Origin of the sequence: Paludibacterium yongneupense DSM 18731, from assembly GCF_000422925.1 — a bacterium.
GTDB lineage: Bacteria > Pseudomonadota > Gammaproteobacteria > Burkholderiales > Chromobacteriaceae > Paludibacterium > Paludibacterium yongneupense.
This window is the reverse complement of record NZ_AUGZ01000031.1, coordinates 1-12,928: the sequence shown is the minus strand read 5'-3', so window position 1 is coordinate 12,928 and position 12,928 is coordinate 1. Positions and strand designations below refer to the sequence as shown.

The window sequence follows — 12,928 nt, the reverse complement described above, 5'->3', positions numbered from 1 at the left end:
GATATTGTGTGCAGCAGATTTCGTTCCTGAGCCTCGTTCTTGACGCGAGCGTGGTGGTACAACTGGTGATGGCGGGCCTGGCCCTGATGTCCATCGTTTCCTGGACCCTGATCTTCAATAAACTGGTCGTGTTGCACGCCGCGCGCCGCGACAGCGACGAATTCGAGCGGACATTCTGGAGCGGCGCCGACCTGAACAAGCTGTACGAGGAGGCGAGCCGGCATCAGAATGCGAGCGGCATCCAGCGCATCTTCCAGTCCGGTTTCGCCGAATTCCTCAAGCTGCGCGGCCGCAACGGCACCGAGCTGTCCGACATCATGGACGGTTCGCGCCGCGCGATGCGCGCCGCCGCCCAGCGCGAGCTCGATACGCTCGACCGGCATACCGCCTTCCTGGCCACGGTCGGTTCGGTCAGCCCGTATATCGGCCTGTTCGGTACCGTGTGGGGCATCATGCATGCCTTCATCGGGCTGGGCAACGCCGGGCAGGCGACGCTGTCGACGGTCGCGCCCGGCATCGCCGAAGCGCTGGTCGCGACGGCGATCGGTCTGTTCGCGGCGATTCCGGCGGTGGTCGCCTACAATCGTTTCGCGACCGACGTCGATCGCCTGGCGACGCGTTTCGACAGCTATATGGAAGAGTTTTCCAATATCCTGCAGCGTCTGGCGACACGCTGAATCCCTGGCCGTGCCCATGTAATTTCACTATTACGTGGGCGACGGCGTTGAAATTTCATGCGGATGCGGTCAAGGTGTGGGTCTTGCCACCCACAACCCGAGACGCTTCATGCCCCGTGTCCGCTTGTCCTTGCCGATTCTCGCCTCATTTTTCGCCCTCTACGTGATCTGGGGCTCGACCTATTTCGCCATCCGCATCGGTGTCGAATCCTGGCCGCCGTTCATGATGGCCGGCATCCGTTTTCTGCTGGCTGGGGGCATCCTGTTCGTTTACTTGCGCCTGCGCGGCGCCGCCTTGCCAAGCGGCCGGCAACTGGCCGGCGCCTGCTTGCTCGGCGTGCTGATGCCGGCCATCGGCAACGGACTCGTCACGCTGGCCGAAAAAACCGTTTCTTCCGGCGTGGCCGCGCTGGTGGTGGCTTCGGTCCCGCTGTTTACCAGTCTGTTCGCGCGCCTGCTCGGGCAGCGAACGCGCAGCATCGAATGGGCAGGCATGGCACTGGGCATGGCCGGCATCGTCTTTCTCAATTTCGGCTCCAACCTGTCGGCCAGCCCGCTCGGGGCGCTGTTGCTGATTTTGGCCTGCGCCGGCTGGGCGCTGGGCTCGGCCTTGAGCAAGAAGCTGCCCCAGCCGTCGGGCTTGATGTCGAGTGCGGTGATGATGGTGTCCGGCGGCGCGGCCCTGCTGCTGGCCAGTGCCGCCTGTGGCGAGCGGCTGGCGGCGATGCCGACGCTGGGCGGCTGGCTGGCGCTCGGCTATCTGATCGTGTTCGGCTCCATCATCGCCTATAGCGCCTATCTCTACTTGCTGTCGCATGTGAGCCCGGCCGCGGCCACCAGCTATGCCTATGTCAATCCGGTGATTGCCGTACTGCTGGGCATGAGTCTGCTCGGCGAGCATGTCGGCGCGCACGAATGGGGCGGCATGGTCATCATCGTGTCGGGGGTGCTTTTGATCGGCTGGAAGCGCTAGCTTCCGCGCGGCAGACTGCATGGCCCGGGGGAAGCCCGGGCCGGGCGATTTACAAGGTGTTCGAACCGAAGGCGTGCTGCCAGTCCTGTTCGAATTGCGATACCGCCGCCGTCACCGCCGGGCTGGCCAGCATCTGCTGCGCCACATCGACCGGCAGCGTGATCGCTCCGCAGCCGGCCAGCAGGCAGTCGAGCGCCTGACGCGGGGTGCGGAAGCTGGCGGCCAGCACCTGCGCGTGGGGTGCATGCAGGGTCAGCAGCTGTTGCAGTTCGCGCACGACGGCCAGCCCGTCGCCGCCTTGCGCATCGAGCCGGTTCACGTAGGGGGCGACATAGGCCGCGCCGGCCAGCGCCGCCAGCAAGCCCTGCGCCGCACCGTATACGGCCGTGCCCAGAGTCGGCACCTTGCGCTCGCGCAGAATTTTCAATGCGGCCAGGCCTTCGCCGGTGGCCGGCACTTTCACGATCAGATTCTCCACCCGCTCGCGCAGCAGCAGGGCCTCGTCCACCATGGCGGCGGCTTCGTTCGCCATCACCTGGGCAAACAAGGTGCCGCGTCCGCCGAGCGCGTCGCGCAGCGCCGGCAACACCTCCCATAGCGCGACGCCCTGGCGTGCCACGATGCTGGGGTTGGTGGTGACGCCCGCCAGCGGCAGTACGCGCGCGAGTTGCTTGACCGCCTTGACGTCAGCGCTATCAAGATACAGTTCCATATCGCATTCCTTTCTTTTCACTCGAAGTCCGCTGCGCCAAAGGTCGCCACGGACAGCTCTGCATGCCGACTTTGACTATAAACCAGGGAACACGGCGCCAGTTGATCGTAATCAAAGTAGCTTTCGTTCGAAAGCTATTTAATTTACGAAAACAAGGAGCGAGCCATGCTGTTCAATCTGCAACGCTATTCGACCCACGATGGGCCCGGCATCCGTACCGTGGTTTTTTTCAAGGGTTGCACTCTGGCTTGCCGCTGGTGCCAGAACCCGGAAAGTCGTTCGCCGCAGCGGCAAGTGCTGTATGACGCACGTCTGTGTCTGTCCGCCTGCACGCTGTGCGCCGAGCGCTGCCCCCACGCGATCGCCCGCCAGGAAGACGGCACATTAGCTATCGAGCACGAAAATCTGACCGAAGCCGACTATGACATCTTGCGCGGCCTGTGTCCGAGCGATGCGCTGAACGTCTGCGGCGAGGCCATAGACCTCGATGCGATCATGGAGCAGGTGCTGCGCGACCGGCCCTATTACGAGCGCACCGGAGGCGGGCTGACCCTGTCCGGCGGCGAACCGTTTCTGCAGGCCGGGAACTGTGCCGCGCTATTGGCGCGCGCGCAGGCGGCCGGGCTGCATACGGCGGTCGAATCCTGCCTGCAGGTGCGCTGGTCCAATATCGAACCATCGCTGCCGCATCTCGACCTGCTGCTGGCCGACCTCAAGCATGTCGACGCAAAGCGCTTCCATGCCTGGACCGGGGGCTCGGTCGGGCATGTGCTCGACAATCTGCGCCGCTTGAGCCGGCAGCGCGTGGCCATGACGATACGCGTGCCGCTGATTCCGGACTTCAATGCCGACGCGGACTCGATACGATCCATCGTCGATTTTGCCGCCGATGAGCTCGGCGTCAAGGAAATCCATTTTCTGCCTTACCACACCCTGGGGGTGCAGAAGTACGCCCAGCTCGGTATGCCCTACCTGGCATCGCGCCAGGCTTTGGATACTCCCGAATTGCTCGCATACGCCGAGAGCTATGCTTCAAGTCGGGGGCTTGCCGCCATTCTGCGAGGATAAGACCATGACCCAACTCGACCTCACTACGCTCAGCGAACGCATCCGCGCACACAAGGACGCACTGATCCACATCGTCAAGCCGCCCATCTGCACCGAACGCGCGTTGCACTACACCCAGGCCTATCAGCGCCATCTGGACAAGCCGATGCCGGTAAGGCGCGCGCTGGCGCTCGAACATCACTTGCGCGAACGCACGATCTGGATCGCCAACGACGAACTGATCGTCGGCAACCAGGCGAGCCGGCCGCGCGCGGCGCCCATCTTTCCCGAATACACGGTCGGCTGGATAGAAAAGGAAATCGACACCCTGGCCGACCGTCCGGGCGCCGGCTTCGAGGTCAGCGCGCGGGACCGCGAAATCCTGCACGAGATCTGCCCGTGGTGGCATGGACAGACCGTGCTCGACCGCTGCTATGCGCTGTTCAGCGATGAGCACAAGGCGATGCTCGATACCGTGATCATCAAGGCCGAAGGCAATATGAACGCCGGCGACGCGCACCTGGCCGTCGACTACCCGACGCTGCTGGAACAGGGGCTGGACGGCGTGCGCGCGCGCGTGGTCGAACGCCGCTCGCGCATCGACCTGACCGTGCTCGACGACCTGTACAAGGAACAGTTTCTCAAGGCGGTCGACATCACGCTGGCCGCCGTGGCCGAGCACATCGAACGCTATGCCGCGCTCGCGCGCGAAATGGCGGTGGCGGAGAAGCGCGACTGGCGCCGCGCCGAGCTGCTGACCATCGCCGCGGACTGCGAGCATGTCGCGCACCGCCCTCCGGAGACCTTCCGTCAGGCGCTGCAGCTGTGCTACTTCATCCAGCTGATCCTGCAGATCGAGTCCAACGGTCACTCGGTGTCCTTCGGCCGCCTCGACCAGTACCTGTACCCGTGGTATCGACGCGAAGTCGAGCTGGAGGAAAGCCTGAGCCGCGAAGCCGCGATCGAGCTGCTCGACAGCTGCTGGCTGAAACTGTTCGAAGTCAACAAGATCCGCTCGGGCTCGCACTCCAAGGCGTCGGCCGGCAGCCCGATGTATCAGAACGTGACCATAGGCGGGCAGAAACTCGTTCATGGCGAAGCGGTCGACGCGGTCAACCCGCTGTCCTACGCGATCCTCGAATCCTGCGGCCGCCTGCGGTCGACGCAGCCGAATCTGAGCGTGCGCTATCACGCCGGACTCAGCGACGATTTTCTCGACGCCTGCGTGCAAGTCATCCGTTGCGGCTTCGGCATGCCGGCGTTCAATAACGACGAGATCGTGATTCCCGAGTTCATCAAGCTCGGCGTCGAGCGCGCGGATGCCTACGACTATGCCGCCATCGGCTGCATCGAGACGGCGGTCGGCGGCAAATGGGGCTATCGTTGCACCGGCATGAGTTTTATCAACTTCGCCCGTGTGATGCTCGCTGCGCTCGAGGGCGGGCGCGACGCGACCTCGGGAACCGTCTTCCTGCCGCAGGAAAAAGCCTTGAGCCGCGGCAATTTTTCGAATTTCGACGAAGTCCTGGCAGCGTGGGATACCCAGATCCGCTACTACGCCAAGAAATCGATCGAGATCGAATACGTGATCGACACCATGCTCGAAGAAAACGCCCACGACATCCTGTGCTCGGCCCTGGTCGACGACTGCATCGAGCGCGGCAAGACGATCAAGGGAGGCGGCGCCAAATACGACTGGGTGTCCGGGCTGCAAGTCGGCATCGCGAATCTCGGCAACAGTCTGGCGGCGGTCAAGACGCTGGTGTTCGATCGGGCCGTCCTGGGCCAGGCCGAACTGGCCGCCGCCCTCGACAAGGACTTTTCCGGGCTGGACGGCGAACAGTTGCGTCAGCGCCTGCTCAATGCCGCCCCCAAGTACGGCAACGACGACGACGCGGTCGATGGGCTGCTGGTGCGTGCCTACCAGACCTACATCGACGAACTCAAGCATTACCACAACCCGCGCCACGGCCGCGGGCCTATCGGCGGCGACTACTATGCCGGCACGTCGTCCATTTCGGCCAACGTCCCGTTCGGTGCCGCGACGGCCGCGACGCCGGACGGACGCCATGCCTGGACGCCGCTGGCGGAGGGCGCGAGCCCGGCCGCCGGCACCGACCACCTCGGGCCGACGGCGGTGTTCAACTCGGTGGGCAAGCTGCCGACCGCGGCGATTCTGGGCGGGGTGCTGCTCAACCAGAAACTGAACCCGGCGACGCTGGAAAACCCGCGCGACCAGCAAAAACTGGTCGGGATGCTGCGCACCTTCTTCGAGCACCACCACGGCTGGCATGTGCAATACAACATCGTGTCGCGCGAGACTTTGCTGGCGGCCAAGGCGCATCCCGAGCAGTACCGCGATCTGGTGGTGCGCGTGGCCGGCTATTCGGCGTTTTTTACCGCACTGTCGCCGGAAGCGCAGGACGATATCATCGCTCGCACCGAGCACCAGATCTGAGGGCGCTGCCGCGATGGGGGCTTGACGTGGTATTGTAGTGGTATTAACGTAGCTTCGGCATACGGGCGGGGGGATGTATTCCCCCCGCTTGCGTTATGAGACACGACATGGACAAGACCATGGATACCCGCTGGGCTGCCTTGCAACCGGACGATTCGCTCAGTACCCCGCTGTATATGCAGCTGGCGCGCAAGTTGGCGACGGCGATCCATGCCGGTTGGTGGCAGGCGGCCGAGGCTCTGCCGTCGGAACGCACGTTCTCCGAACAGCTGACCATCTCGCGCGTTACCGCGCGCAAAGCCTTCGACGTATTGTTGCAACAGGGCTTGATCCAGCGGCGGCAGGGTTCGGGCACCTTCATTACTCCGCGGCTGGAACAACCGTTGTCGAGACTGACCGGTTTTACCGAGATGTTGCGCATGAAAGGCTTCGTGCCGCATTCGCTGTGGTTGTCGCGCGAATGCGGCTTGCCGTCGACCGAAGAATCGTTGCGGCTCGGTCTGTCGTCCAGCGCGCGCGTGGCGCGCCTCAAGCGCCGCCGACTGGCCGACGGGGTGGTCATGGCAATCGAAATGTCGACCTTGCCTTGCGCCTACCTGCCCGATCCTGCGGTGGTCGAATATTCGCTGTACGACCATCTGGAAGCCACCGGCTACCCGGTGGTGAGAGCCCTGCAGCATATCCGCGCCGTCAACGCGAGTCCGGAGATCGCCGCGCTGGCCGACGTCCCGTGCGGCGAAGCAATGTTGCTGATTTCGCGCATCGGTTACATGGCGGATAATACGGCGATAGAACTGACCGACACCTACTGCCGCAACGACTATTATGACTTTGTCGCCGAGCTGAGGCGCTGAGTCGCACGAGGGCGGTGCAAAAATCGCCATGGCGGCGTGACATTGTCTATCGTGACGTTATGATTCATCGATAACGTATCCAGATTTCTGATTCGAACATGTTTTTTTGCGACACAATGCGTCTGGCTGATTGAGTTTTCGCAAAAGATGATCGATTGCTTCGTTTTAGAACTGCACGAGGCGCTGCACGTTGTGGCATAAAGTGATTTAATTCTGGCAACGACAGACGTCGGGAGCTTCAGGGCACTTGCTGGCGAGCGCCGGCTTCTATTTAATAGCTGCGCTGCTGTCCGAAGTCGCAGACGGAATCCGGACACGCCACGCCACCTGACGTTGGTGACGCGAACAGTGTGAACCGGCATTTTTTTTGCCGAAAGATAATGTCCACGAGGAAAACAATATGTCTTCTGTAAAATTGGTTGCCCCTCTCAGCGGTTCCATCGTCGCGCTTCGCGATGTTCCCGATCCGGTCTTTTCCGGCTTGATGATGGGCGACGGCCTGGCCATCAACCCGACGTCGTCGACCCTGACCGCGCCATGTGGCGGCGTCATCAGCCAAGTGGCCCGCACCGGCCATGCGCTGACCCTGACCGCCGATAACGGCGCCGAAGTGCTGATGCACGTCGGTATCGATTCCGTCAGCCTCGGCGGCAAAGGCTTCAATGTTCGCGTACGCCAGGGCCAGCGCGTTGCCCAGGGCGCAGCGCTGATCGATGTCGACTTCGCCAGCATCAAGGGCAAGATTCCGTCGCTGACGACCATCGTCGTGATCGCCAACAGCGACGACTATGAATTGTCGGGCAAGGCAAGCAGCAGCGTCACCGTTGGCCAGTCTGCCTTCCTGACCGTAACTTCCCGTTAACTAAGCCCTTCGGGGGCGTACGCCGCGACCCGCTTCCACCAGCGGCGAGTCGCGGCTTTGATATTTACAGAAATAACTCAGGAGGACTCCATGTCCGTAACGCTCGAATTGTTGGCCCCGCTTTCCGGCCTGGTGATCCCGCTATCGGCAGTACCCGATCCGGTATTTTCCGGCCTGATGATGGGCGATGGCCTGGCCATCGAACCTTTGTCGTCGCTGCTGTGCGCACCCTGTGATGGTGTGGTGAGCCAGATTGCTCGTACCGGTCATGCCCTGACGCTGACCGCCGACAACGGGGCCGAAATTCTGATGCACATTGGCATCGACACCGTACGCCTGGGAGGTGTCGGTTTCACCTCGCGCGTCGCCCAGGGCGACCGCGTGAAAAAAGGCGATGCGCTGATCGAGGTCGACTTCGAAGCGATCGCCGACAAGGTTCCGTCGCTGAACACCGTCATCGTTATCGCCAACAGTGATAACTATCGTATCTCTTTCCGCGCCGAAGGCGAAGTCCAGGCGGGAGCAAGCCAGTTCATGAGCGTGAATTCGCTGGCCGCCGCCAGCGCCGCCACGGCCGAAGCCGGCCCGGAACTCAGCGGCAAGGCCACCGTGCGCCATGCCGGCGGCCTGCATGCCCGTCCGTCCGCGCTGGTGCAGAACACGGCCAAGCGCTTCAAGTCCGCCGTACAGATCGAATTCAACGGTCAACGCGCCAACGCCAAGAGCGTGGTGGCGTTGATGGGGCTCGGCGTGGGTGAGGACGACGAGGTGACGGTGCATGTCACCGGCGCCGATGCCGATGCCGCCCTGGCTGCCGTGATCGAAACCGTGCAGACCCGTACCGAGAGCGAAGCGGCCGCGAACGCGCAGGAAGCGGCACCGGTCGCCGCTCCCGTGGTCGAGCTCGGCGGTTCGCTGATCGGCGGCGTGTGCGCGGCTCCTGGCCTCGCGATCGGCCAGGTGGTCGAAATGTCGGCCACCGAGCTGGAAGTGGCGGAAAACGCCGCCGACGCGGTCAAGGAAAACAATCACCTGCAACATGCGCTGGATGCCGTTCGTGCCGCCATTGACGAGCAAGTGCGCGACGCCAAGGCGCGCAAGGCCCAGCACGAAAGCGAAATTTTCACCGCCCACCTCGCGCTGCTCGATGATCCGGAGCTGATCGAAAGCGCGCAGCAAGGCATTCGCGAAGGCAAGAGCGCCGGTTTCGCGTTCCGCCGCGCGGTACGCACCCAGTGCGACGTGCTCAACGGCTTGGGCAATGCGCTGCTGGCCGAGCGCGTGACCGACTTGCGCGACCTGGAACGCCGCGTGCTGATCCAGCTGACCGGCGGCGCCGTGCCGCAGCCCAAGCTGTTCGATGCCTCGATTCTGGTGGCCGACGATCTGACCCCGTCCGAACTGACGAGCCTGCCGCGCGAACGTATCGCCGGTCTGGCGACCGCCCGCGGCGGCGCGACCTCGCACGTGGCGATTCTGGCCCGTGCGATGGGCGTACCGGCCCTGGTGGCCGGCGGCGCGCGCATTCTCGAATTGAAGAACGGCCAGGAAGTGCTGCTCGACACCCGTGCCGGCTGGCTCGACTCGGCGCCGGATAGCGCGAAGCTGGAAGCGGCCCGCGCGACCATCGCCGAACAACAGGCGCGTCAGGCGCAGATGCTGGAATCCGCCGCCGGTGCCGCCCATACCCTCGACGGCGTGCATATCGAAGTCGCCGCCAACATCGGCAGCGTGGCAGAAGCGCGCGAAGGTCTGAGCAAGGGCGCCGACGCCGTGGGCCTGACCCGTACCGAGTTCCTGTTCATCGAACGCACCGAGGCGCCGACGCAGGAACAGCAACGCGAAAACTATCAGGGCATCGTCGACGCGATGCAAGGCCGTCCGGCCATCATCCGCACCATCGACGTCGGCGGCGACAAGGAAGTGCCGTACCTGACGCTGCCGCCGGAAGAAAACCCGGCGCTCGGCCTGCGCGGCATCCGCACCGGCTTCGCCATGCCCGAACTGCTGGACACGCAGCTGCGCGCCCTGCTGCAAGTGAAGCCGCTGTCGAAGCTGCGCATCCTGATCCCGATGGTGGCCGATGTCAGCGATCTGCTGCGCGTACGTCAGCGCATCGAAGAGCTGGCGACCGAAATGGGCATCGCCGAACGCCCGGAACTCGGGGTGATGATCGAAGTGCCGTCGGCCGCGGTTCTGGCCGATCAACTGGCCGAACACGCCGACTTCATGTCGGTCGGTACCAATGACCTGACCCAGTACACGCTGGCGATGGACCGTGTGCACCCGGGGCTGGCTTCGCGCATCGATGCGATGCACCCGGGCCTGCTGCGCCTGATCGCGCTGGCGGTCGAAGGTGCGAACCGCCACGGCAAGTGGGTGGGCGTGTGCGGCGCGCTGGCTTCCGATCCGGACGCCGCCCCGGTACTGGTCGGTCTCGGTGTGACCGAGCTGTCGGTCAGCCCGGGCCTGATCCCCGAAATCAAAACCAAGGTGCGTGGCCTGAACGCCGAAGAATGCCGACGCGAAGCGCTCGAGATTCTGAAGCTGACCTCGGCCGCCGATGTGCGCGCCCGCGCCCGCGCCCTGTGGCCGGCGGCGTAATGCCGTCCCATCATAAGGAGAAATTTTATGTCCAATAGCAATCAGGGCGGCCTGCTCGGCAGTCTGATCCGTTTTCTGACCGGCAAGCCGGCGGCTGCCGCCCCCGCTCCGGTTGCGGCCCCGGTCGCAGCCCCGGCCGCCGCGCCGGCGCCGGCCAAGGCCAGCGTCGCCATCGATCGCGCAGCCTGGCTGCTTGCGCTCGGCGGTGCCGATAACGTCAAGTCGGTCGCCGCCGTGGCTGGCACCCGCCTGCGTATCGAACTGGGCGACGCTGCCCGCGTCGATGCCGCCGCGCTCAAGGCCGCCGGCGCCGCCGGTGTGATGACGGTGGCCAGCCACGTGATCCACGTGGTGGCCGGCGCCGACGCCCCCGCTTACGCCGTCGCCCTGAACTAAAGGTCAGGCCCGCGCCTGTCCGTCCCCCCGGCCCCCTGTCCCGCTTGCGCGGGCAGGGGGCCGTTCTGTTGCCGGGCTGCCACGGCTGCCCCGGCGCCGGCTGCCCCGGCCCCTGTTTGCGGTCATCTGTTCATAAAATTCAATAAATTCAATGTGTTGAGCGTATTCATGTGCTGCGCTGGCCGGCTGGCGGCACCCCGTATCGCACCCGGCGTGCCCGCTGCGCCCCCACCCTTGCCTCGTTGTTGTCATTCGGCTACACCCGCCCTCCGGTTTTCCTGTCTCCATCCCGCCCGCCGCTGAAGCGGCCGTTGTTTTCCGGCCACACGGCGGCCTGGCGTTCGGCCTGCAAGCGCCGTCCTTACTGGCTGTACGCGTGTTGCACGGCTGCCGTCGCCGGGCTCATGACATGAAGATCGTCCGTGTCAAGTGGCTAGCCTCCCCAGCTTTTTGCCCTATTTGAAAACAAATGTTGATTCTGTAATTAGCAAAACTAAAAAACAACGAACATCAATGGCTTTGATGTGACGTAACCATTTGTTTCGAATCGGACAGCGCATGAGGAGAAGGCGATGAATAGAATCGGACTGCGGCGCAAGTACGGGATGCGCCATTTCGGAGTGCGGGCGAGGACGGCGTCGCGCTTGTTGGGGACACTGCTGGCACCGTTCTGCAGTCTGTGCCTGCAGCTAGGCGCCGCGATGCCGGCACAGGCGGCCGGCAACACCGACTACTACGTCACGGGCACGGTGACCGGTCAGACGGTGAGCCCGGGGTGGACACAGAACATTCAATCCGGCGCGGCCGCTTACTCCAGCTATCTGGCCGGATATACGGCCGTCGAGGACGTACACAGCGGCGGCTATGCCATTTACACGACCGCTACCGGGGGGGCGGCAATAGCAACGGACTTTAGCGGTGGCGTGGTCTCGAACGCTTTGCTCAGCGCCGGTGCCACCTTCATCATCGGCGGTTCGGCCTACCGGACCAATGTCTATACCAGCAATAGCAGTCAAACGGTGTCGAGCAGCGGGGTCGCCATCGAGACTCAAGTACAAAATGGCGGGATCGAAACCGTTGCCTATGGTGGGCACTCGTATAGCGCGACCCTGATCAGTGCGGGGAGCCAATCCGTATTGGCCAACGGGGTGGCGATCGGTACCCGGGTGATGACGGGAGGCGATCTGCAAGTCAGCGGCTACGGTTCTTCGCTGAGTGCGACTATTCTCAATAGCGGATACGAACATGTCAGCGCGAATGGTAGCGCGCTAAATACGACGGTGAGCCAGGGCGGCATTCTCATAGTCAGCGGCTCTGGCGCAGTAGCGACGGAGAGCCAGATTATTGGTTCCGCCGCTGTATATAACGGTGGGGTGTTGAAAGCGAGTACGGTTTCTGCCGGCGGCGTGGTTTCAGCCGTTTACTCGGGGGTGGCCAGCGCAACGGTCCTGTCTTCGGGTGGTAGCCTGTATGCCGGTGATCAGGGCAAGGTTGTAGATACCGTCGTCAGCATGGGCGGGGTCGAGTACGTTGCACTGCGTGGCACCGATATCGGCACAACCGTCTCCAGCGGCGGCAATCTGGTGGTCAGTTCGGGCGGCGTGACCCAGGGTGCCACACTCTATGCGGGCGCCAACGTCAGTGCCCTGTCCGGCGCGGTCATCTCCACTGCCGCCGTGCTCAGCGGCGCGCAACTGACGGTCGGCGCGGGCGTCACGACCTATGCCAATACCGTCAATAACGGCGGCATCCAGACGGTGAGCAGCGGCGGCACGGCGAGCGCGACCTCGATTTCGAGCGGCGGCCTGGTCGAAGTCAGCTCGGGCGGGCTCGCCATTTCCAGCCGCATCTCGGCCGGCGGCAGCCAGACCGTGTTCAACGGCGGTGTGGCTTCGGGCACGGTGATCTCGATCGGCGGCGCGCAGACCGTCAGCTCGGGTGGCACGGCCGTGTCCAGCCTCGTGTTCCAGGGCGGGGTGCAAAACGCCATCGATGGCGCGATCGTCATCGATACAATCGACGCGGGCGGCACGATGAATGTCGGCTCCGGCGTCAATGTCACCTCGACCACGGTCGAAGCTGACGGCGTGCAGAATGTCCTGAGCGGCGGCATCGTCACCAGCAGCACCGTGATAGGCGGCGGGGTGCAGAACGTGAGCTCGGGCGGGCTGGCGCAGGGCACCACCCTCGGCGACGGGGTGCAGAACATCCTCGACGGCGGCGTCGCCTCGAGCACCACCATCGTCAGCGGCGGGGTGCAGAACGTGAGTTCGGGCGGGCTGGCGCAGGGCACCATCATCAGCGACGGCAGCCAGAACGTATTCGGCGGCGGGGTGGCCTCGTCG

At 64.0% G+C, this 12,928-nt stretch carries 10 protein-coding genes; 9 read left to right on the top strand and 1 reads right to left on the bottom strand.

Annotated elements, in window-relative coordinates; all coding sequences use genetic code 11:
* The first annotated feature begins 8 nt into the window (after nt 1-8).
* Both tolQ and yedA read left to right on the top strand, forming a co-directional pair.
* Nucleotides 9-677 carry a protein TolQ gene (gene tolQ / locus G520_RS0111440; RefSeq protein ID WP_028535781.1) on the top strand — a complete coding sequence of 223 codons (669 nt, stop codon included), beginning with the start codon at nt 9-11 and terminating at the stop codon, nt 675-677.
* Between the two features lie 109 nt (nt 678-786).
* Nucleotides 787-1,650, top strand: coding sequence for a drug/metabolite exporter YedA (gene yedA / locus G520_RS0111435; RefSeq protein WP_028535780.1), 864 nt, complete (start codon nt 787-789; stop codon nt 1,648-1,650).
* A 49-nt stretch (nt 1,651-1,699) separates the two neighbouring features.
* On the opposite strand, the gene fsa is transcribed toward yedA, so the two are convergent.
* Nucleotides 1,700-2,362: a fructose-6-phosphate aldolase gene (gene fsa, locus G520_RS0111430; RefSeq protein ID WP_028535779.1), complete on the bottom strand. Its 663-nt coding sequence runs from the start codon at nt 2,360-2,362 to the stop codon at nt 1,700-1,702.
* A gap of 165 nt (nt 2,363-2,527) precedes the next feature.
* On the opposite strand from fsa, the gene G520_RS0111425 reads away from it, so the two are divergent.
* The 7 genes from G520_RS0111425 to G520_RS0111395 all read left to right on the top strand — a co-directional run.
* On the top strand, nt 2,528-3,430 hold the full coding sequence (locus tag G520_RS0111425) for a glycyl-radical enzyme activating protein (protein ID WP_028535778.1): 903 nt from the start codon (nt 2,528-2,530) through the stop codon (nt 3,428-3,430).
* Nucleotides 3,431-3,434: 4 nt separating this feature from the next.
* Nucleotides 3,435-5,867 (top strand): formate C-acetyltransferase/glycerol dehydratase family glycyl radical enzyme, encoded by a 2,433-nt coding sequence (locus G520_RS0111420; RefSeq protein ID WP_028535777.1) that lies wholly within the window; start codon nt 3,435-3,437, stop codon nt 5,865-5,867.
* Between the two features lie 107 nt (nt 5,868-5,974).
* Nucleotides 5,975-6,721, top strand: coding sequence for a GntR family transcriptional regulator (locus tag G520_RS0111415; protein ID WP_169449833.1), 747 nt, complete (start codon nt 5,975-5,977; stop codon nt 6,719-6,721).
* Nucleotides 6,722-7,121: 400 nt separating this feature from the next.
* Nucleotides 7,122-7,583, top strand: a complete 462-nt coding sequence (locus G520_RS22535) for a PTS sugar transporter subunit IIA (RefSeq protein ID WP_051229341.1) — start codon at nt 7,122-7,124, stop codon at nt 7,581-7,583.
* Nucleotides 7,584-7,673: 90 nt separating this feature from the next.
* The gene (ptsP, locus tag G520_RS0111405) at nt 7,674-10,187 is read left to right on the top strand and encodes a phosphoenolpyruvate--protein phosphotransferase (protein ID WP_051229340.1); all 2,514 of its coding nucleotides are present in this window, start codon (nt 7,674-7,676) and stop codon (nt 10,185-10,187) included.
* Nucleotides 10,188-10,214: 27 nt separating this feature from the next.
* A complete protein-coding gene (locus G520_RS23990) occupies nt 10,215-10,583 on the top strand; it encodes a PTS sugar transporter subunit IIB (RefSeq protein WP_084637593.1) in 369 nt (122 codons plus the stop codon).
* Nucleotides 10,584-11,155: 572 nt separating this feature from the next.
* A partial coding sequence (locus G520_RS0111395; RefSeq protein ID WP_028535774.1) for an AIDA repeat-containing protein occupies nt 11,156-12,928 on the top strand: 1,773 nt, incomplete at its 3' end.